A 20,762-nucleotide genomic window follows, 5' to 3' on the forward strand; every position below is an offset into this window, starting at 1 on the left:
CGTGCGCAGCGACCTCATGCCCACGCGCCGTCTGCCTGACTGTTCAACCCAACTGACCGGCTTACGGTCACGGCAGTTGCCGTCCGTAAGCGAACCGATACCCAATTCACTCGTCCGAGCGACACGGGAGCCGCCGCGCGTTCGATCACCGAAGCGGCCCCGTGCGCACGGCGGTTCAGTGCTTGTAGAAGCCCTGACCGCTCTTGCGCCCGATGTCCCCGGCGTCGACCATCCGGCGCATGAGCTCCGGCGGCGCGAACTTCTCGTCCTGGGACTCGGTGTAGATGTTGCTGGTGGCGTGGAGCAGGATGTCCACGCCCGTGAGGTCCGCGGTGGCCAGCGGGCCCATGGCGTGACCGAAGCCCAACTTGCAGGCGATGTCGATGTCTTCGGCGCTCGCCACACCCGACTCGTAGAGCTTGGCGGCCTCGACGACGAGCGCCGAGATCAGGCGGGTGGTGACGAAGCCGGCCACATCGCGGTTGACGACGATGCAGGTCTTGCCGACCGACTCGGCGAACTCCCGCGTCCTGGCGAGGGTTTCGTCACTCGTCTTGTAGCCGCGGACGAGCTCGCACAGCTGCATCATCGGCACGGGCGAGAAGAAGTGGGCACCGACCACGCGCTCGGGGCGCTCGGTGACCGCCGCGATCTTCGTGATCGGGATCGCCGAGGTGTTGGAGGCGAGCACCGCGTCCTCGCGCGCGATCTTGTCGAGCGCGCGGAAGATCTCGTGCTTGACCTCGAGCTTCTCGAAGACGGCCTCGACGACGATGTCGGCGTCGGCGGCCGCGTCCAGGTCGGTGGTCGTGGTGATGCGGGCGAGCGCGGCCTCGGCGTCCTCGGCCGAGAGCTTGCCCTTGCTCACGAACTTCTCGTACGACTTCTTGATGCCGTCCGTGCCGCGGGTCAGGGCTTCGTCGGTGATGTCGCGCAGGACCACGTCCCAGCCGGCCTGGGCAGAGACCTGAGCAATTCCGGAGCCCATGAGTCCGGCTCCGACGACGGCGAGCTTCCTGGCCACTGTGCTTTTCTCCTGTCCCGGCATACGCACGGCGCTGTGCGTACGACGCTGCGCTGATGGTTCCGCGTGCTGACGATTCCGATGGAACCGAGGAAACTTACGGACTGTTCACGGTTCTCCTCGGCGGACACTAGCGGCCGTGAGCCCGGGATGGGGGCCTACGAGATGCGCGTCACGCCCGATACGACGCACATCACACCGGGCCGGTCCATCAACCGGTGCGCACCGCGTAGTTGAGGACCTTTTCGCTCAATAGGTCCTCGATCTCGTCGAGCAGGACGAGCGCGTCCCGCGAGACCGCGGCGCCGTCGCGGCGGGCGACCATCTCGCGGTTGATGTAGCCGACGACGGCCCCCTCGATCCAGGCGAGCTGCCCGCCGACGAGCAGCGGCAGCGGGTCGTCCGGGGCCGCGCCGGTCTCCTCGCGCAGGGTGGCCACGGTGTTCTCGACCACCTCCTGCTGGAGGAACCACAGCCGCGCCTTGAGGGTGGGCGCTCCGTCGATCACCGCCATGAAGCGGTGGAAGTCGTCGTTGAGTCCGTACGCGGGCGAGACCGCCTCGATGCCGTCGTGCAGTTCGCGCAGCACGGCGCGGGCGGCGGACTCCCCCTTGGCGCGCCCCCGGATGAACCCGGAGAGCCGCTGCTTGACGGCGTCGATCCGGTCGAGGAAGAGGTCCTCCTTGGCCGGGAAGTAGTTGTAGACGGTGTTCACGGACACGTCGGCGGCCTCGGCCACGTCGGCGACCGTCACGGCGGTGAAGCCCTGCTCCAGGAAGAGCCCGGTGGCGATGTCGGAGATCCGCTGCCGCGTCTCGCGCTTCTTGCGCTCCCTCAGTCCCTCGGCCATGGGCCCATCGTAGGCGATCAGTGGGCTTCCTGAAATTTTGGGGTGGTTGCAAAATTTCAGTGACCCTGTTTTTCTGGGGTCATGGCAATCATCAGTACGGCCGGTCTGGCCCGTACCTTCCGGACGAAGCGGGGCCCGGTCGAGGCGGTCCGCGGCATCGACCTCACCGTGGCGCCCGGCGAGATCCTGGGCTTCCTCGGCCCGAACGGCGCGGGCAAGACCACCACGCTGCGCATGCTCACCACGCTGCTCCCGCCCACCGGCGGCGCGGCCACGGTCGCGGGCTGCGATCTCGTACGGGATCCGGCGGGCGTCCGCGAGAAGTGCGGATACGTGGCGCAGTCGGGCGGCGTGGACCCGAACATCTCCGTCCGCGAGGAGCTGGTCACGCAGGGGCGGCTCTACCGCCTGACGAAGGCCCAAGCGGCCGCCCGCGCCGAGGAGTTGGCGTCCGAGCTGGGCCTGGACGGCCTGCTCGACCGCAAGTGCGCGGCGCTCTCCGGCGGTCAGCGGCGGCGGCTCGACATCGCCATGGCCCTCACCCACCGGCCCGCGCTGCTCTTCCTCGACGAGCCCACGACCGGGCTCGACCCGGCCGGGCGCGCCGACCTGTGGGACCTGGTGCGCTCACTGCGCGACCGGCACGGCACGACCGTGTTCCTGACCACGCACTACCTGGACGAGGCGGATGCGCTGGCGGACCGCCTGGTGGTGGTGGACCACGGCACCGTCGTGGCCCAGGGCACGCCTGCCGCGCTCAAGGAGCGGTACGCGGGCTCGGCGACCGCGTCGCTTCAGGAGACCTTCCTCGCGATCACCGGCCGGGGCCCGGCCCCGGTGGACACGACCCCGGTCGCCGTCTGACGCGCCTGCCGCGCACCCTGCGACGACTCCGCACTCCCCGACCCACCCCCTCCCCCAGGACCCCCGATGCTCCTCCACGACACCGCGATCGTCTTCGGGCGCTACGCCCGCCAGACCCTCTCCTCCAAGTTCCAGATCCTCTTCGGCCTCCTGATGCCGCTCCTCTACCTCTTCTTCTTCGGTCCGCTCCTGACCGGCCTGCCACTCGGCTCCGAGGGGAGTTCCTGGCAGGTGCTCGTGCCCGGACTGCTGCTCCAACTCGGTCTGTTCGGCGCCTCGTTCTGCGGGTTCGGGATCATCGTCGAGAAGACGTACGGGGTCGTGGACCGCATGCGGGTCACCCCGGTCAGCCGGCTCGCCCTGCTCCTCGGGCGCGTCCTGCGCGACGCCCTGCTCTTCGCGTTCCAGTCGGTGCTGCTCGTCCTCGCCGCCCTGGTCATGGGCCTGCGCGCACCACTCGCCGGCATCGTGGTCGGCTTCCTGTTCGTCGGTGTGCTGTCGATGTCGCTCGCGTCGCTGTCGTACGCGCTCGGCATGAAGGCGAACACCCCGGCCGAATTCGGCCCGGTGATCAACGCGCTGACGATGCCGGCCATGCTGCTCTCCGGCCTGATGCTGCCCATGGCGCTGGCGCCCGGCTGGCTCGACGTCCTGTCGCACTTCGTGCCGCTGCGCTATCTCGTGGACGCGGTCAGGGCGGCGTACGTGGGCGACTTCGCGAGCACGCAGATGCTCTACGGGACCCTCGCGGCGCTCGCCCTTTCCGCGGTGTCCGTGACGATCGGCACACGGCTGTTCGCCAGGTCCGGAGCCTGAACGGCGGGGCGTAGTCTCGGCTCATGGTCAACCTGACGCGTATCTACACCCGTACCGGCGACAAGGGCACCACCGCGCTCGGCGACATGAGCCGGACGAAGAAGACCGATCTGCGGATCTCCGCCTACGCCGACGCCAACGAGGCCAATGCCGTGCTCGGCACCGCCCTCGCGCTCGGCGGTCTGGACGAGGAGATCAAGACCGTGCTCGTACGGGTGCAGAACGATCTCTTCGACGTGGGTGCCGACCTGGCCACCCCCGTCGTGGAGAACCCGGAGTTCCCGCCGCTGCGCGTCGAGCAGTTCTACATCGACCGTCTCGAAGCGGACTGCGACCGCTTCAACGAGGAGCTGGAGAAGCTCCGTTCGTTCATCCTGCCCGGCGGTACGCCCGGCGCCGCGCTCCTCCACCAGGCCTGCACGGTGGTACGGCGGGCCGAGCGCTCCACGTGGGCGGCGCTCGAGGAGCACGGCGAGACGATGAACCCGCTCACCGCCACGTACCTCAACCGCCTCTCCGACCTCCTGTTCATCCTGGCCCGTACGGCCAACAAGGAGGTCGGGGACGTGCTGTGGGTGCCGGGCGGTGAGCGGGGCTAGCCCTTCGGGCCCCGGGCTCAGAGCTTCGTCAGTTCCTTGGCGTCCTTCGCGTCCCCGGGCTCCTGCCCGGCCGGCGCCTTCTTCGGCCAGATCGTGTAGCTGAGCGCGATCAGGCCGTGGATGGCCACGGCACGCCAGGCGATGGCCTGCCAGGTCTCCAGCGGAGCCGTACGGCTGGAGTCGTCGATGTACAGCATCGCGAGGAACAGCAGCCCCGACGCAACCGCCGCCGCGACCACCGTGCCCAGCCACACCTTGCCCTCGTGGCGGGCGCGGGCCAGGCCGTAGCGCGGCGGGCGGTTCAGCGGGGCGCCGTCGAAGCGGTGGGCGGCGTGCCGGTCGAGCCACTTCACGGTGCGGTGGCCGTGGCCGACGGTGTAGCCGATGTAGAGCGCCGCGATGCCGTGCTTGGCGCTCGGGTCGGCGCCGTTCTTCAGGTCGATCGCGGTGACGATGAGCAGGAGCACCTCGAGGAGCGGCTCGCACAGCAGGATCGCCGCACCCGTGCGCGGCATCCGCAGCAGGTAGCGGAACGCGAGACCGCCCGCGAGCAGCACCCAGAAGGCGACCTCGCAGACGATGATGAGCGTGACGATCACTTCGGACTCCTCGGCTCGGCCTCTCGGTCCCTTCCAGGCTCCCGTGGAAATCCGCCCGTTTCGTCGTCGCGGGTGACGAACCGCGAGTACATCGAAGGATGCAGTCCCGGTTCGGCCCCGGTACGGAGGGCGCGGCGGCCCGCTGCGTGTTGGATGGACCCATGAACCGAGCCCGACCGCACCCGCACGATGTGCTGATCGCCGGGGCCAGCCTTGCCTGCGGGCTGATCTTCTGGGGCCTCGGGCTCACCATGAACCAGGGCACCCGGCTCCTGCACGGGGCGTGGGTGCTGCTGCCGCTGTGCGCCATCGCCGTCCTGGAGCTCGGCCGCCGCATGTACCCGCGCACCGCGCTGCTGCTCGGCACGGTCTGTCTGGTGGCCGACCAGTTCACGGACGGCAATCTGCTGACCGCCGTGATGTTCGCGGATCTCGTCTACGCGGCCGTCCTGTACGGCACGGACGCCTCGGCCCGGCGTATCCCCGTCGTCACCGGCGTGGTCACGGCCCTGTCGACCATCGCCTTCCTGATCGCCTTCCGCCAGGCCGAGGCCCTCCTCGTCGGTGCGGTGATCGCCCTGATCACGGTGACCCCCGCCATCACCGGCTCCGCCGTCCGCAACCACCGCAAGGCCGCCGAAGCCGCCGAGCTGCGCGCCGAGCAGACCGCGCTGCTCGCCGAGATGGACCGCACCCAGGCCGTCACCGCCGAACGCGCCCGGATGGCCCGCGAGCTGCACGACATGGTCGCCAACCACCTCTCCGCGATCGCCATCCACTCCACGGCCGCGCTCTCCCTCGACGACCCGAAGACCACCCGGGACGCGCTCGCGGTCATCCGCGAGAACAGCGTCGAGGGCCTCGCCGAGATGCGCCGCCTGATCGGCATCCTGCGCGACGACAGCGGCGACCTCGAACCGGCGGCCGCACCCACCCTCGACGGTCTCGGCACCCTGCTCGAACAGGCCCGCACCAATGGTCTGGACGTCACGCTCGACGACACCCGGGTCCCGCCCGAAGGCCCCCGCGCCGCCGTGTCGCTGCCCGCCCCGGTGGAGCTGGCCGCGTACCGGATCGTGCAGGAGTCCCTGACCAATGCGCTCAAGCACGCCGCACGCGGCGAGGTGCGGGTGCGGCTCGCCCAGGCGGAGGCCCTGCTGACGGTGGAGGTCACCAGCCCGGTCGGCGCCGTGGACGGACCACGCGCGCCCGGGTCCGGCGCGGGGCTCGTGGGGATGCGCGAACGGGCCGCCCTGCTCGGCGGCACCTTCTCCGCGGGCCCGGAGGATTCCGCGTACGGCAAGATCTGGCGGGTACGGGCCGAACTCCCCGTACCGGAAAGGGAGTCCGCATGATCCGCGTCCTGGTCGCCGAGGACCAGTCTGCCGTCCGCGCCGGCCTGGTCCTGATCCTGCGCAGCGCACCCGACATAGAGGTGGCCGGGGAGGCGTCCGACGGCGAGCAGGCGGTCGCGCTCGCCCGCGAACTGCGCCCGGACCTGGTCCTGATGGACATCCAGATGCCCCGTCTCGACGGCGTCTCGGCCACCCGCCAGGTGGTCTCCGAGGGCCTCGCCGACGTCCTGGTCCTGACCACCTTCGACCTCGACGAGTACGTCTTCGGGGCGCTGCGGGCCGGCGCCTCGGGCTTCCTCCTGAAGAACACCGAGGCCAAGGACCTCCTGGAGGCCGTGCGGACGGTGGCGCGCGGCGAGGGTCTGATCGCGCCGGCGGTGACCCGCCGGCTGATCGCCGAGTTCGCCGCGAAGCCGCCGGTACGGGGCGGGGGCACGGCCCACGATCCGGCGGTGCTCGACGCCCTCACGCGGCGCGAGCGCGAGGTCCTGTCCTGCCTGGGCCAGGGGCTGTCCAACGCGGAGATCGCGGCCCGCCTCGACATGGCCGAGGCGACGGTGAAGACCCACGTCAGCCGGCTCCTGGGCAAGCTGGAGCTGCGCAGCCGGGTCCAAGCGGCCGTACTGGCACAGGAGTTGGGCATCTGACGGGAGCACCACCCCGCCCCGTACCGCCTTACGGAAAATCTCTGCCGAAAACGGCCGGAACTCAACTCCCCAGTGGTCCAGACCTATTGACGTAAGGTCCAGACCTTTCTACGCTCGCCTCACTTTGCGGTGAGCACACGTCCCACCGTGCTCAGGGCAGCGCAGGTCCCACCCCCACCCGTCCGGACCTCACGTCAGGAGGCGCGCGATGCGCTTCAGACCCACCCCCCGTGTACGCCACAGACTGATCGCAGGGCTCACCACCCTCGTCCTCCCCTTCGCCGCACTCGTCGGCCTGTCCACACCGGCCGCCGCGGCCGAGGCCACCGCCACGTACGCCAAGACCCAGGACTGGGGCAGCGGCTTCGAGGGGAAGTGGACCGTCAAGAACACCGGCACCACCTCCATATCCTCGTGGACCGTCGAATGGGACTTCCCGGCCGGCACCAAGGTCACCTCCGCCTGGGACGCCACCGTCACCAACTCGGGCGACCACTGGACCGCCAAGAACCTGGGTTGGAACGGCACACTCGCCCCCGGCGCCTCGGTCTCCTTCGGCTTCAACGGTTCGGGCTCCGGCTCCCCCGCCAACTGCAAGCTGAACGGCGCCAGTTGTGACGGCGGACCCACCGTCCCCGGCGACAACCCGCCGAGCGCGCCCGGCACCCCCACCGCATCGGACATCACCGACACCTCGGTGAAGCTCAGCTGGAGCGCGGCCACCGACGACAAGGGCATCAAGAACTACGACGTCCTACGCGACGGTTCCGTGGTGGCCACGGTCACCGGCACCACGTACACCAACACCGGACTGACCGCCGGCACGGACTACTCGTACTCCGTGCAGGCCCGTGACACCGGCAACCAGACCGGTCCGGTCAGCGGCGCCCGCGCGGTGCGCACCACCGGCGGCGTCGTCGACCCGCCCGGCCCGGCCGGCAAGACCAGCCTCGGCTACTTCGTCGAGTGGGGCGTCTACGGCCGCAACTACCACGTGAAGAACCTGGTCTCCTCCGGCTCGGCGTCGAAGATCACGCACATCAACTACGCCTTCGCCAACGTCAAGAACGGCCAGTGCACGATGGACGACTCCTTCGCGGCCATCGACAAGGCGTACACGGCCGACCAGTCCGTGGACGGCGTGGCGGACACCTGGGACCAGCCGCTGCGCGGCAACTTCAACCAGCTGCGCAAGCTGAAGGCCAAGTACCCGCACATCAAGATCCTGTACTCGGTGGGCGGCTGGACCTACTCCGGCGGCTTCGGCCAGGCCGCACAGAACCCGGCGGCCTTCGCCGAGTCCTGCTACAAGCTGGTCGAGGACCCGCGCTGGGCCGATGTCTTCGACGGCATCGACATCGACTGGGAGTACCCGAACGCCTGCGGTCTGACCTGTGACAGCAGCGGCCCGGCGGCCTTCAAGAACCTGATGTCGGCGCTGCGCACCAAGTTCGGCCCGAACAACCTGGTCACGGCCGCCATCACGGCGGACGCCACCGCCGGCGGCAAGATCGACGCGGCCGACTACGGCGGCGCCGCGGCCTCGGTCGACTGGTACAACGTGATGACGTACGACTTCTTCGGCGCCTGGGCCAAGAACGGCCCGACCGCCCCGCACTCCCCGCTCACCCCGTACGCGGGCATCCCGCAGGACGGCTTCACGTCCTCGCAGGCCATCGCCAAGCTCAAGGCGAAGGGCGTCCCGGCCTCGAAGCTCCTGCTCGGCATCGGCTTCTACGGCCGCGGCTGGACGGGCGTCACGCAGGCGGCCCCCGGCGGCACGGCGACCGGCCCCGCGGCCGGCACCTACGAGGCGGGCATCGAGGACTACAAGGTCCTGAAGACCAAGTGCCCGGCGAACGGCACGGTGGCGGGCACGGCGTACGCCCACTGCGGCAGCGACTGGTGGTCGTACGACACCCCGGCGACCATCGCCTCGAAGATGACCTGGGCCAAGAACCAGGGCCTGGGCGGCGCGTTCTTCTGGGAGTTCAGCGGAGACACGGCGAACGGTGAGCTGGTCTCGGCGATCAGAAGCGGCCTCGGCTAACCCCAGCCCCCTCCATACGGAAGCCGGAACGGCAGGTCTGCCCCCTGTCGTTCCGGCTTCTTTGTTGGGGCGGGTGCCGGCGGGGCGTTTCTGTCGCGCAGGTCCCAGCGGGGGTGCAGGCGGCGCAGCCCCCGCGTCCGGCCGCGGCGATCCGGCCCCTGTTCTCTCCTCCACCCCGCCCCTTCCCGAAACCGGGGCTCTGCCCCGGACCCCTCATCCGACCTTCGGTCGGATCTCCTCAAGCGCCGGAGGGGCTGATAGTGGGGGTCCGGGGGTGGAGCCCCCGGTTTCGGGAAGGGGCGGGTAGGGGAAAACGGCCCGCCGCAGGCGCAACCCAGCCGCACCCGAAGACGAACCGCACCGAACCCCTACGCCACATTCACCCGCTGCCCAGGAGGCGCAGCCTCCAGCCAGGCCAGGAACCCGGTCAGCGCATCCTCCGACATCGCCAGCTCAAGGCGCGTACCCCGGTGGGTACAGCCGAGCACGATCGCGTCGGACAGGAGCGCGACCTCCTCGTCCCCGTCCGGGGACCGCCGGTCGACGACCTCGATCGCGGACCGCTCGAGGATCCGCCGGGGCCGAGGCGCGTACGAGAAGACGCGGAACCACTCGATCCGGTCACCGCTGTAGCGCGCGACCCCGTAACTCCACCCCTTGCCGGAGGTGTCACCGGACGCGGGCGCATCCCATCTCAGCGAGCAGTCGAACGTGCCGCCCGAGCGCTGGATGAGCCGCCGGCGCAGGCCGAACACGAACAGTCCGACCAGGACCACGGCGACCACCAGGCCGCAGACAAGCAGAGCGAGGACCATGTGCACCGACCTCCTCGACTCGTCACGATACGCAACCGGCTCGGGACGGTGTTTGTCCCGCATTCACCTCAGCCGCGGCCGGTACTGGCATCCACCAGTCCCGGCCGCGGCTGAGTCAAGCATTCAAACGGATACGGCGCTCCCGCGTCCCGTCAGCGCGTGGCGACGGCGCGCAGACGCACATCCGCGCGGCGCTCCGCACCGGCGTCGGCCTCCGCCTTCGCACGCTCCAGGGCGCGCTCCGCACGCTGGACATCGATCTCGTCCGCCAGCTCGACGATCTCGGCCAGCAGCGAGAGCTTGTTGTCCGCGAACGAGATGAACCCGCCGTGCACAGCGGCCACGACGGTCTCACCCGCGCTCGTACGGATGGTCACCGGGCCCGATTCCAGCACACCGAGCAGCGGCTGGTGACCGGGCATGACGCCGATGTCGCCGGACGTGGTGCGCGCCACGACCAGGGTGGCCTCGCCGGACCAGACCTGGCGGTCGGCGGCGACCAGCTCGACGTGCAGCTCAGCAGCCAAGGTTGGCTCCTCGGATCACCACCCGGCGGTGATGCCGGGTGTTGGGTCGAATTCTAGTGGGCGTGGTGCAGGGGGCGGGACGTACCCGCCCCCTGCGGACATCACTGCAGCTCACCAGCGGTGAGCCGAGCGGCGTCAGGAGACGCCCAGCTCCTTGGCGGCCTTCTTCAGGTCGTCGATGCCACCGCACATGAAGAACGCCTGCTCCGGGAAGTGGTCGTACTCGCCGTCGCAGATCGCGTTGAACGCCGCGATCGACTCGTCGAGGGACACGTCCGAACCGTCGACGCCGGTGAACTGCTTGGCGACGTGCGTGTTCTGGGACAGGAAGCGCTCCACGCGACGGGCACGGTGGACGACGAGCTTGTCCTCCTCGCCGAGCTCGTCGATACCGAGGATCGCGATGATGTCCTGGAGGTCCTTGTACTTCTGGAGGATCCCCTTGACGCGCATGGCGGTCTGGTAGTGGTCCTGCGCGATGTAGCGCGGGTCCAGGATGCGGGACGTGGAGTCCAGCGGGTCCACGGCCGGGTAGATGCCCTTCTCGGAGATCGGACGGGAGAGAACCGTCGTCGCGTCGAGGTGGGCGAAGGTGGTGGCCGGGGCCGGGTCGGTCAGGTCGTCCGCGGGGACGTAGATCGCCTGCATCGAGGTGATCGAGTGACCACGGGTCGAGGTGATGCGCTCCTGGAGGAGACCCATCTCGTCGGCCAGGTTCGGCTGGTAGCCCACCGCGGAGGGCATACGGCCGAGCAGGGTCGAGACTTCGGAACCGGCCTGCGTGAAGCGGAAGATGTTGTCGATGAAGAACAGCACGTCCTGCTTCTGCACATCGCGGAAGTACTCCGCCATGGTCAGACCGGCCAGGGCCACGCGCAGACGGGTGCCCGGCGGCTCGTCCATCTGACCGAAGACCAGCGCGGTCTTGTCGATGACGCCCGACTCGCTCATCTCGTCGATGAGGTCGTTGCCCTCACGGGTGCGCTCACCCACGCCGGCGAACACGGACACACCGTCGTGGTTGTTGGCGACGCGGTAGATCATCTCCTGGATGAGCACCGTCTTGCCGACGCCGGCACCACCGAACAGACCGATCTTTCCACCCTTGACGTACGGGGTGAGAAGGTCGATGACCTTGACGCCGGTCTCGAACATCTCGGTCTTCGACTCGAGCTCGTCGAAGTTCGGGGCCTTGCGGTGGATGGACCAGCGCTCGCCCTCGTACTTCTCGTCGACGTTCAGGACCTCGCCGAGGGTGTTGAACACCTTGCCCTTGGTGAAGTCGCCGACCGGGACGGTGATGCCGTCGCCGGTGTCGGTCACCGGGGCCTGGCGGACCAGGCCGTCGGTGGGCTGCATCGAGATCGCGCGGACCACGCCGTCACCCAGGTGCTGGGCGACCTCGAGGGTCAGCGTCTTCTTCTCGCCCGCGTTGGCCGGGTCGGAGACCTCGACGTGCAGGGCGTTGTAGATGTCGGGCATCGCGTCGACGGGGAACTCCACGTCGACGACCGGGCCGATGACCCGGGCGACGCGGCCCGTAGCCGTGGCCGTCTCAACAGTGGTCGTCATTACTTGTCACTCCCCGCGGTCGCGTCGGCCAGGGCTGCGGAGCCACCGACGATCTCGCTGATTTCCTGGGTGATTTCGGCCTGGCGGGCCGCGTTGGCAAGCCGGGAAAGGTTGTTGATCAGATCCCCGGCGTTGTCGGTGGCCGACTTCATCGCGCGGCGCGTGGCGGCGTGCTTGGAAGCAGCCGACTGCAGCAGCGCGTTGTAGATACGGCTCTCGACGTAGCGCGGCAGAAGGGCGTCGAGGACGTCCTCCGCCGACGGCTCGAAGTCGTACAGCGGGCGGATCTCGTCCTTGGTGCCCGCCTCCTTCGCGACCTCGTCGAGGCTGAGCGGAAGCAGTCGGGCCTCGACCGCGTTCTGCGTCATCATCGAGACGAACTCGGTGTAGACGATGTGGAGTTCATCCACGCCGCCCTCCGCCGTCTCCTTCTCGATGGCCTCGATCAGCGGCGCCGCGATCTCCTTGGCGTCGCCGTAGGAGGGCTCGTCCGTGAAGCCCGTCCACGTGCCGGCGATCTTGCGCTCACGGAAGTTGTAGTGCGCGATGCCACGGCGGCCGACGATATACGTGTCGACCTCCTTGCCCTCGCCCTGCAGCTTCTCGGTGAGCTGCTCCGCGGCCTTGATGGCGTTGGAGTTGAAGGCGCCGGCCAGGCCGCGGTCGCTCGACAGGAGCAGGACAGCGGCCCGGGTCGGGTTCTCCGCCTCGGTGGTCAGCGGATGCTTGTCGTTCGCACCCGTGGCCACCGCGGTGACCGCGCGGGTCAGCTCGGTCGCGTACGGCGTGGAGGCCGCCACCTTGCGCTGCGCCTTGACGACGCGCGAGGCGGCGATCATCTCCATCGCCTTGGTGATCTTCTTCGTCGCGGTGACGGACCGGATGCGACGCTTGTAGACCCGGAGCTGGGCTCCCATGAGTCAGGTCCCTTCCGTCGTCACTTGGAGACGTTGACGGCAGCCGGAGCGTCCTCGCCGATCAGCTTGCCGTCCGAGGTCTCGAACTGCTTCTTGAACTCGGTGATCGCGTCCGCGACGGCGGTGAGCGTGTCGTCCGACATCTTGCCGCCCTCCTTGATGGAGGTCATGAGGCCCTGCTCCTTGCGGTGCAGGAACTCCAGGAGCTCCTTCTCGAAGCGGCGGATGTCCTCGACCGGGACGTCGTCCATCTTGCCGGTGGTGCCGGCCCACACGGAGACGACCTGGTCCTCGGTGGCCATCGGCTGGTACTGAGCCTGCTTGAGCAGCTCGACCATGCGCTGACCGCGCTCCAACTGGGCCTTCGAGGCGGCGTCCAGGTCGGAACCGAAGGCGGCGAAGGCCTCGAGCTCACGGAACTGGGCGAGGTCCACACGGAGGCGGCCGGAGACCTGCTTCATCGCCTTGTGCTGCGCGGAACCACCGACTCGGGAGACGGAGATACCGACGTTCAGCGCGGGGCGCTGACCGGCGTTGAAGAGGTCCGACTCCAGGAAGCACTGGCCGTCGGTGATGGAGATGACGTTGGTCGGGATGAACGCCGAGACGTCGTTGGCCTTGGTCTCGACGATCGGCAGACCGGTCATCGAGCCCTTGCCCATGTCGTCCGAGAGCTTCGCGCAGCGCTCGAGCAGACGGGAGTGCAGGTAGAAGACGTCACCCGGGTAGGCCTCGCGCCCCGGCGGGCGACGGAGCAGCAGGGACACGGCGCGGTAGGCGTCGGCCTGCTTCGAGAGGTCGTCGAAGATGATGAGGACGTGCTTGCCCTCGTACATCCAGTGCTGGCCGATGGCCGAACCGGTGTAGGGCGCCAGGTACTTGAAGCCCGCCGGGTCGGACGCCGGGGCGGCGACGATGGTGGTGTACTCGAGGGCGCCGTTCTCCTCCAGCGCGCGGCGGACCGACGCGATGGTCGAGCCCTTCTGGCCGATGGCGACGTAGATGCAGCGCACCTGCTTGTTCACGTCGCCCGTGCGCCAGTTGTCGCGCTGGTTGATGATCGTGTCGACGGCCAGGGCGGTCTTGCCGGTCTGGCGGTCACCGATGATCAGCTGACGCTGACCACGGCCGATCGGGGTCATCGCGTCGACGGCCTTGTAGCCGGTCTCCATCGGCTCGTGCACCGACTTGCGCTGCATGACCGTGGGGGCCTGCAGCTCGAGGGCGCGGCGGCCGACGGTCTCGATCTCGCCGAGGCCGTCGATCGGGTTGCCGAGCGGGTCGACAACGCGGCCGAGGTAGCCGTCACCGACGGCGACAGAGAGGACCTCACCGGTGCGCTGCACCGGCTGACCCTCCTCGATGCCGCTGAACTCGCCGAGGACGATGGCACCGATCTCACGCTCTTCGAGGTTGAGCGCGAGGCCGAGGGTGCCGTCCTCGAACTTCAGCAGTTCGTTGGCCATGGCCGAGGGAAGACCCTCGACCTTCGCGATGCCGTCGCCGGCAAGGGTGACCGTACCGACCTCCTCGCGCGAGGCCGCGTCCGGCTCGTACGCCTGGACAAAGTTCTCCAGCGCGTCCCGGATCTCCTCCGGCCGGATCGTGAGCTCCGCCATCTGGGTTCCCTGCTCTCCTTGTTGGGCCCGAAGTTTCACTTGGGGGGTGTTCCTGATCGGACTCCCCCCACAAAGAGGTGAATCCTCTGCACGGCCCAACCGGGCCGTCGGTCTTGCTAGTTCAGTTTGGTGAGGCGTCAGCCGGTCACGCGGCGGGCGGCGTCGTCGATACGGTCCTGGATCGAACCGTTGATGACCTCGTCGCCGACCTGCACCCGGATCCCGCCGAGGACCGCGGGGTCCACGTCGAGGTTGAGGTGCATCTCGCGGCCGTACAGCTTCGCGAGTGCACCGCCCAGGCGCTGCTTCTGCGCGTCGGACAGCGGCACCGCCGAGGTGACGACCGCGACCATGCGGTTACGGCGCTCCGCGGCGAGCTTGGACAGGGACTCGAGTCCCGCTTCCAGGCTACGTCCACGCGGCGCGGTCACCAGACGCGTCACCAGACGCTCGGTGACCGGTTCCGCACGACCGCCGAGCAGGCTGCGAAGAAGCTCGCTCTTGGCCGACTTCGGGGCGGTGCGGTTGGTGAGGGCCGCACGCAGGTCGGTGTTCGAGGAGACGATCCGGCCGAACCGGAACAGCTCGTCCTCGACGCCGTCGAGCTTGCCCGTCTTCTGCGCGCCGGTCAGGTCCGCGGTGTTCGCGAGCTCTTCGAGCCCGTCGACCAGGTCGCGGGGGGCCGACCAGCGGGACCGCACGAGGCCCGCCACCAGGTCGGCGGTCTCACCGCTGACCTGGGAGCCGAGCAGACGCCCGACCAGCTGGGCCTTGGCCTCTCCGGACTGCGCCGGGTCGGTCAGGACCCGACGCAGCGAGACCTCGCGGTCGAGCAGCGCGGTGACCGAGGCCAGCTCGTCGGCGAGCTTCGCCGCGTCGACCGAGGTGTTGTCGGTCAGTGCGTCGAGACGCTCGCGTCCGGCGGCCAGTGCCTCGCGGCTGGCTCCGTGCGCAGTCATCGAGTCGCCTCGGCCTTCTCCTCGAGCTCGTCGAGGAAGCGGTCGATCACGCGGCTCTGACGGGCGTGGTCGTCGAGGGACTCGCCCACGAGCTTGCCGGCCAGGGTGGTGGCCAGCGCACCGACGTCCTGACGCAGCGCGGAGGACGCGGCCTTGCGGTCCGCCTCGATCTGGGCGTGACCCGCGGCGACGATCTCCTCGCGCTGCCGCTGGCCTTCCGCCCGCATCTCGGCGATGAGCTGGGCACCCTGCTCCTGCGCCTCCTGGCGCAGACGCGCGGCCTCGTGGCGGGCCTCGGCGAGCTGGGCCTTGTACTGCTCGAGAACGGACTGGGCCTCGGCCTGCATGGCCTCGGCGTTCTCAATGCCGCCTTCGATCTTCTCGCGGCGCTCTTCCAGAACCTTGTTGATGTTCGGGAGGAGCTTCTTCCAGAAGAAGAAGAACACGATGGCGAAGGCGATGGTGCCGACCAGCAGCTCGGGGCCGGGCGGGATGAGCGGGTTCTGCTCTTCCGCGTGCCCGCCTTCCGCAGCCAGCTGCACAAGGGTGGCGATCACATCAGTGCCTTTCGTCGGATGGGGCTGTTCGTCTCAGGCGATCAGGAGCCGTAGACGAACGGCATGACGATGCCGATGAGGGCGAGCGCCTCACAGAAGGCGAAACCGAGGATCTGGTTGGCACGGATCAGGCCGGCAGCTTCGGGCTGACGGGCCAGGGCCTCGGTGCCCTTACCGAACACGATGCCGACGCCGACGCCGGGGCCGATGGCCGCGAGGCCGTAGCCGATGGAGCCGAGGGCCTTGATGTCACCGGTGAGGGCGGCGAGCTCGAGAGTCGCGGACATGCCGTTACTTCCTTCTCTTTCATGGACCGGTGGGGGTTGGCCACCGGGCGTCTAGGGGGTTGTGGTGGGGCTGGCTCAGTGGTGCTCGGAGACGGCGCCCTGGATGTACGAGCAGGCGAGGAGCACGAAGACGTACGCCTGGACGGCCTGCACGAAAAGCTCGAAGACGATCATGCCCATGGTCATGATGAACGAGACGCCGGCCGCGGGGATCAGCCAGCTGTTCAGGAGGTACCAGGACGCGACCGTGAACATGACCAGCATCAGGTGGCCGGCGAACATGTTGGCGAAGAGTCGCACCGCGTGCGTGAACGGACGCACAAGCAGGTTCGAGAAGAACTCGATGAAAGAGACCAGCCACTTGATCGGGCCGAGCGACGGGTCGTAACCCGTGACGTTCTTCCAACCACCCACGAAGCCGTGGCGCTTGAAGGTCAGCGGGACCCACACCAGGTACACGATGGCGGCGAGCACGGCCGGGAAGGCGATGGACGCGGCGACCGGGAACTGGGCCAGCGGAATCACGGACCAGATGTTCATGATCCAGATGAAGAAGAACAGCGAGACCATCAGGGGGACGTACTTCTCGCCCTCCTTCTTGCCGAGGGTCTCGTACACGATGCCGCGACGGACGAAGTCGTAACCCATCTCGCCGAGCAGCTGGAGCTTGCCCGGGACGATCTTCGCCTTGCCGAAGGCCAGGGTGAAGAAGGTGACGACAACCAGCGTGCTGAGCAGCGCCAGCAGCATGATCTTGTTGAACTCGAACCCGCCGATCGTGAAGATCGGCTTGAAGAGGAACGAGTGAAGGCCCGGTGCCGGGAAGCCGCAGCCGTTGTCGGCCATGATGCGGCAGCTCCAGTCGAAGGCGAGCTGGGTCTGATCAGCACTCACCGCGGGCTCCTTCGGCGTGACGCATAGGTACGGCAACCTCGTTGTGTCGGCGCGGCGCGCAGCCGCGAGTCGGCACCGGACTGGTGTTTCGGATGTGGGGGCGGCAATCAGGCGTTGAGCCTCGCGATGGAACAGGCGTCAGCTCAATTGCCCGCGCCCGCAGTGCCGCAGTTGGCACCGGACGATAGCAGGGTCTGCGACGGGTCTTTATCCCGGCCCTACCCCTCACGAGGAAGAGCCCGTCTTCTCGCCCTTCGAAGCATCGGAGTGCCCGGGGTCGATGTAGAAGATCTTGGCCTTCTTGTGCGCGAACGCCATGGCCACGACCCAGGTGAGGGTGCAGACGACGATGGCGGCCGCGAAGACTTTGGGGTTGAACGCCGTGGTGTCCTTGAAGACGGCCACGAAGACGAACAGGACGAGCAGCAGCGTCACATAGAGCGCGAGCCCCATGGCCTGGAACAGCGACGGCCAGTGCTTGGCCGTGTACTGCAGGCCGAGGATTCCGGCACCCATGAAGACGATGACGACGAGAGCGCCGACGACGCCGCCGAGAGCCCCCGTACCGCCGTCGACCACACCACCGACGACCGCGGTGACAGCACCTGCGGCGGCGGTCGGAAGGGCGATGGGCAGGAGGATGCGTGCGTCGAGAGACGGCATGGCGGCAGCTCCGCTACTTGCTGGGGACGAGTGTCGTCATGGTCGAGCGTAGACCCGGGCGAAGAACGAGCTTTCTGCCAACGGACCGTCGCACTACGGTCTTTCGGCTCTACCCCGGGATCTCGTGAACCGTATCACAAACTATTTGATGAGGTCTTTACCTGCGGAGTGTGCTGGCCGTCACACATGAGAGGTAATGCGCGCGTCTGGGCGGGACTTTGGGCTCAATGTCTGCTATTGCGCAATTTCTCGTGCCCGTTTTGATGTGACTTCTGAGGTGGGCGAGACGCGTGGGTGTGGCATTCCCTACGTTGCCCAAGTGGCCTGTGTGGCCTGGTCAGCGGCGCGATGCACCGGTGCGGTGACGGTCGCCGAAACGGTCCGTGAAGCGGGCCCGGCCGCCCACCGCCGTGGCCCCGTTGACCCGGCCCGCGCCGGCCGCGACCGGGGTGCGCTCCGCCTCGTCCCCGGCGGCCGCGGGCTGCGGCCCGCTCACCGGCCGTTCGCTCTCGTACACGACGGAACTCGCCCTGCGGCGGCGGTAACGCGGCGGTACGAAGGCCTCGGCCCAGCTCGGGGTGCGCGGCGTGAAGCGCGGCAGCAGGAGCAGCACGAGACCGACCGCGCTCAGTGCCACGATCAGGAGCACAATCCACATGGACGCCGAGTGAACGGAGTACGCGACCGCGCCGAAGGCGATCAGGGCCGACCAGAAGTACATGATCAGGACCGCGCGGCTGTGCGAGTGTCCGATCTCCAGGAGCCGGTGGTGCAGGTGGCCGCGGTCGGCGGCGAAGGGCGACTGGCCGTTCCAGGTCCGGCGCACGACTGCGAGGACCAGGTCGGCCATGGGCACCGCGATGATCGTGAGCGGCAGCAGCAGCGGGATGTAGACGGGGACCATCTCGTGCACGGCCTGGCGCTCGGATCCCGCGGAGCCCTGGAGCAGGTCCGGGTCGACCTGACCGGTGATGGAGATCGCTCCGGCGGCGAGGACGAGGCCGATGAGCATCGAGCCCGAGTCGCCCATGAAGATCCGGGCCGGATGCATGTTGTGCGGCAGGAAGCCGAGGCACATGCCCATCAGGATCGCCGCGAAGAGGGTGGCGGGCGCGGCGGCCTCGATGCCGTAGCCGTACCACATCCGATACGCGTACATGAAGAACGCGGTGGCGGCGATGCAGACCATGCCGGCCGCGAGTCCGTCGAGGCCGTCCACGAAGTTGACGGCGTTGATGGTGATGACGACGAGGGCGACGGTGAGCAGGGTGCCCTGCCACTGCGTCAGGGAGACCGAGCCGACACCCGGGATCGGCAGCCACAGGATCGTCAGACCCTGCATGACCATCACGCCGGCCGCGATCATCTGGGCGCCCAGCTTGATCAGGGCGTCGATCTCGAACTTGTCGTCCAGGACACCGATCAGCCAGATCAGGGCCGCGCCGGAGAGCAGGGCCCTGGGCTCGTTGGAGGTCTCGAAGACCTCGTGGAGTCCGGTCAGATGGTCGGCGACGAGCAGGCCGGCGCACAGGCCGAAGAACATGGCGATGCCGCCGAGCCGCGGCGTCGGCTCCCGGTGCACGTCGCGCGCGCGGATCTCGGGCATCGCCCCGGCGACGATGGCGAACTTCCGCACCGGCCCGGTCAGCAGATAGGTCACCGCGGCCGTGACGCACAGCGTCAGCAAGTATTCACGCACGGGCTTCCCCACAGGTATCGCTGGCCATCTCAGCCCCACACACTAGCTTCGCGCGCATATGGTTGGGGACTTTCGGGTAGCGACGATGGTTGCACGCCTGACTGTGACTGCCGGTGCGTCTACCCCGTACTAGCCCGGATACGGCGGGAACCTGCGCACCAGTTCCTGCACTTCCTCACGTACGGTGCGGCCCTCGCCCTCCCCCGATCCGCGCAGTGTGCGCCCGAAGAGTCCGGCGATCCTGGCCATCTCCGCCTCGCCCATGCCCTGCGTTGTGACGGCCGCCGTGCCCAGGCGCAGCCCCCGCAGGTCGCCGTGGGGCAGCGCGCAGGTGTCGAGGACCATGCCCGCGCCGGCAAGCAGCCCGCGGGCGGCCTTGGCGTCCAGGCCGAGCGGTGCGGGGTCGGCGATCACGAGATGGGTGTCGGTGCCCCCTGTGGTGACGGCGAAGCCCTCGGCGGTCAGGCACTCGGCGAGCACCCGTGCGTTGGCGACCACCTGATGGGCGTACGCGGTGAACGCCGGTGTTGCCGCCTCGCCGAACGCGACGGCCTTCGCGGCGATGGTGTGCATCTGCGCACCGCCCTGCGTGAACGGGAACACCGCACGGTCCACCCGCTCGGCCAGCTCGGCGCCGCACAGGAGCATTCCGCCGCGCGGCCCGCGCAGCACCTTGTGCGTGGTGGCACAGACCACGTCCGCGTACGGGACGGGGTTGGGCGCCGCTCCCCCGGCGACCAGGCCGATGGGGTGCGCGGCGTCCGCGATCAGATAGGCGCCCACCTCGTCGGCGATCTCGCGGAAGGCCGCGTAGTCGACATGGCGCGGGTACGAGATGGAGCCGCAGACGATGGCCTTGGGCCGGTGCGTGACGGCGAGCTCGCGGACCCGCCGGTAGTCGAGGAGCTCGCTCTCCTCGTCCACGCCGTAGCCGATGAAGTCGAACCAGCGGCCCGAGAAGTTCGCGGGCGAGCCGTGCGTGAGGTGGCCGCCGTGCGGCAGGCCCATCGCCAGCACCTTGTCGCCGGGGCGCAGCAGCGCGGCGTACGCGGCGAGGACGGCCGAGGAGCCGGAGTGCGGCTGCACGTTGGCGTGCTCGGCGCCGAACAGCGCCTTCGCCCGGTCCACCGCGATCCGCTCGGCCACGTCGACCAGTTCGCAGCCGCCGTGGTGGCGGGCGCCGGGGTAGCCCTCGGCGTACTTGTTGGCGAGCGGGGAGCCGAGCGTGGTGAGGACCGCGGGCGAGGTGAAGTTCTCGGCGGCGATCAGCTGGAGCGAGGTGGACTGGCGCTCCAGCTCGCCGAGGAGGATCTCGGCGAGCTCGGGATCCTGCCGGCGCAGGGCCTCGACCCCCGCGAGCGACGCGCTGGCACTGGCTGCAGTGGTGACCGACATGTGCGGCTCCGGGCCCGACGGACGAGTGTGGCGGCTCTTCCAATGTAGGGCCGG

General features: G+C 68.9%; 21 protein-coding genes. 6 read left to right on the plus strand and 15 right to left on the minus strand.

What is annotated here, in order from left to right:
• Positions 1–175: 175 nt before the first annotated feature.
• Together BLT97_RS08710 and BLT97_RS08715 are read right to left on the minus strand one after the other, a co-directional pair.
• Positions 176–1,024: a 3-hydroxyacyl-CoA dehydrogenase family protein gene (locus tag BLT97_RS08710; protein ID WP_093608186.1), complete on the minus strand. Its 849-nt coding sequence runs from the start codon at positions 1,022–1,024 to the stop codon at positions 176–178.
• 211 nt (positions 1,025–1,235) lie between these two features.
• Positions 1,236–1,874: a TetR/AcrR family transcriptional regulator gene (locus tag BLT97_RS08715; protein ID WP_093608187.1), complete on the minus strand. Its 639-nt coding sequence runs from the start codon at positions 1,872–1,874 to the stop codon at positions 1,236–1,238.
• Between the two features lie 81 nt (positions 1,875–1,955).
• On the opposite strand from BLT97_RS08715, the gene BLT97_RS08720 reads away from it, so the two are divergent.
• The 3 genes from BLT97_RS08720 (at position 1,956) to BLT97_RS08730 (ending at position 4,153) form a co-directional block, all read left to right on the plus strand.
• On the plus strand, positions 1,956–2,738 hold the full coding sequence (locus BLT97_RS08720) for an ABC transporter ATP-binding protein (protein WP_093608188.1): 783 nt from the start codon (positions 1,956–1,958) through the stop codon (positions 2,736–2,738).
• 66 nt (positions 2,739–2,804) lie between these two features.
• Positions 2,805–3,554 (plus strand): ABC transporter permease, encoded by a 750-nt coding sequence (locus BLT97_RS08725; RefSeq protein ID WP_093608189.1) that lies wholly within the window; start codon positions 2,805–2,807, stop codon positions 3,552–3,554.
• Between the two features lie 23 nt (positions 3,555–3,577).
• Positions 3,578–4,153 (plus strand): cob(I)yrinic acid a,c-diamide adenosyltransferase, encoded by a 576-nt coding sequence (locus tag BLT97_RS08730; RefSeq protein ID WP_093608190.1) that lies wholly within the window; start codon positions 3,578–3,580, stop codon positions 4,151–4,153.
• A gap of 17 nt (positions 4,154–4,170) precedes the next feature.
• Here the strand turns inward: BLT97_RS08730 and BLT97_RS08735 are convergent, their stop codons facing one another.
• On the minus strand, positions 4,171–4,752 hold the full coding sequence (locus BLT97_RS08735; RefSeq protein ID WP_093608191.1) for a hypothetical protein: 582 nt from the start codon (positions 4,750–4,752) through the stop codon (positions 4,171–4,173).
• A gap of 161 nt (positions 4,753–4,913) precedes the next feature.
• Between BLT97_RS08735 and BLT97_RS08740 the strand changes: the two genes are divergently transcribed.
• The 3 genes from BLT97_RS08740 to BLT97_RS08750 all read left to right on the plus strand — a co-directional run bounded on the left by BLT97_RS08740 (position 4,914) and on the right by BLT97_RS08750 (position 8,804).
• Complete coding sequence (locus tag BLT97_RS08740) at positions 4,914–6,107, plus strand: sensor histidine kinase (RefSeq protein WP_093608192.1); 1,194 nt, start codon at positions 4,914–4,916, stop codon at positions 6,105–6,107.
• Positions 6,104–6,754 carry a response regulator gene (locus BLT97_RS08745; RefSeq protein WP_093608193.1) on the plus strand — a complete coding sequence of 217 codons (651 nt, stop codon included), beginning with the start codon at positions 6,104–6,106 and terminating at the stop codon, positions 6,752–6,754. The genes BLT97_RS08740 and BLT97_RS08745 overlap by 4 nt, the downstream gene beginning before the upstream one ends.
• A gap of 208 nt (positions 6,755–6,962) precedes the next feature.
• Positions 6,963–8,804 carry a glycoside hydrolase family 18 chitinase gene (locus tag BLT97_RS08750; RefSeq protein WP_093608194.1) on the plus strand — a complete coding sequence of 614 codons (1,842 nt, stop codon included), beginning with the start codon at positions 6,963–6,965 and terminating at the stop codon, positions 8,802–8,804.
• Between the two features lie 368 nt (positions 8,805–9,172).
• Here BLT97_RS08750 and BLT97_RS08755 read toward each other — a convergent pair whose 3' ends face one another.
• From BLT97_RS08755 to BLT97_RS08810, 12 genes are all read right to left on the minus strand, one after another.
• Positions 9,173–9,619, minus strand: a complete 447-nt coding sequence (locus BLT97_RS08755) for a DUF2550 domain-containing protein (RefSeq protein ID WP_093608195.1) — start codon at positions 9,617–9,619, stop codon at positions 9,173–9,175.
• Between the two features lie 152 nt (positions 9,620–9,771).
• Complete coding sequence (locus tag BLT97_RS08760) at positions 9,772–10,146, minus strand: F0F1 ATP synthase subunit epsilon (protein ID WP_093608196.1); 375 nt, start codon at positions 10,144–10,146, stop codon at positions 9,772–9,774.
• Positions 10,147–10,281: 135 nt separating this feature from the next.
• Positions 10,282–11,718 carry a F0F1 ATP synthase subunit beta gene (gene atpD / locus BLT97_RS08765; protein WP_093608197.1) on the minus strand — a complete coding sequence of 479 codons (1,437 nt, stop codon included), beginning with the start codon at positions 11,716–11,718 and terminating at the stop codon, positions 10,282–10,284.
• Positions 11,718–12,635: a F0F1 ATP synthase subunit gamma gene (locus BLT97_RS08770; protein WP_093608198.1), complete on the minus strand. Its 918-nt coding sequence runs from the start codon at positions 12,633–12,635 to the stop codon at positions 11,718–11,720. The genes atpD and BLT97_RS08770 overlap by 1 nt, the downstream gene beginning before the upstream one ends.
• 20 nt (positions 12,636–12,655) lie before the next feature.
• Complete coding sequence (atpA, locus tag BLT97_RS08775; protein ID WP_093608199.1) at positions 12,656–14,254, minus strand: F0F1 ATP synthase subunit alpha; 1,599 nt, start codon at positions 14,252–14,254, stop codon at positions 12,656–12,658.
• Positions 14,255–14,391: 137 nt separating this feature from the next.
• A complete protein-coding gene (locus BLT97_RS08780) occupies positions 14,392–15,213 on the minus strand; it encodes a F0F1 ATP synthase subunit delta (protein WP_093608200.1) in 822 nt (273 codons plus the stop codon).
• Complete coding sequence (locus tag BLT97_RS08785; protein WP_093608201.1) at positions 15,210–15,770, minus strand: F0F1 ATP synthase subunit B; 561 nt, start codon at positions 15,768–15,770, stop codon at positions 15,210–15,212. The genes BLT97_RS08780 and BLT97_RS08785 overlap by 4 nt, the downstream gene beginning before the upstream one ends.
• 41 nt (positions 15,771–15,811) lie before the next feature.
• The gene (gene atpE, locus BLT97_RS08790) at positions 15,812–16,057 is read right to left on the minus strand and encodes an ATP synthase F0 subunit C (RefSeq protein WP_052579491.1); all 246 of its coding nucleotides are present in this window, start codon (positions 16,055–16,057) and stop codon (positions 15,812–15,814) included.
• Positions 16,058–16,132: 75 nt separating this feature from the next.
• Positions 16,133–16,951, minus strand: a complete 819-nt coding sequence (gene atpB, locus BLT97_RS08795; protein WP_483883497.1) for a FoF1 ATP synthase subunit A — start codon at positions 16,949–16,951, stop codon at positions 16,133–16,135.
• A gap of 225 nt (positions 16,952–17,176) precedes the next feature.
• Positions 17,177–17,614, minus strand: a complete 438-nt coding sequence (locus tag BLT97_RS08800; RefSeq protein WP_093608202.1) for a Cg1360 family ATP-synthase-associated protein — start codon at positions 17,612–17,614, stop codon at positions 17,177–17,179.
• Between the two features lie 337 nt (positions 17,615–17,951).
• Positions 17,952–19,313, minus strand: coding sequence for an MraY family glycosyltransferase (locus tag BLT97_RS08805; protein ID WP_093608203.1), 1,362 nt, complete (start codon positions 19,311–19,313; stop codon positions 17,952–17,954).
• A 129-nt stretch (positions 19,314–19,442) separates the two neighbouring features.
• A complete protein-coding gene (locus tag BLT97_RS08810) occupies positions 19,443–20,708 on the minus strand; it encodes a serine hydroxymethyltransferase (RefSeq protein ID WP_093608204.1) in 1,266 nt (421 codons plus the stop codon).
• Between the last annotated feature and the right edge of the window lie 54 nt (positions 20,709–20,762).

Origin of the sequence: Streptomyces indicus (assembly GCF_900100315.1) — a bacterium.
Taxonomy (GTDB): Bacteria; Actinomycetota; Actinomycetes; order Streptomycetales; family Streptomycetaceae; genus Streptomyces; species Streptomyces indicus.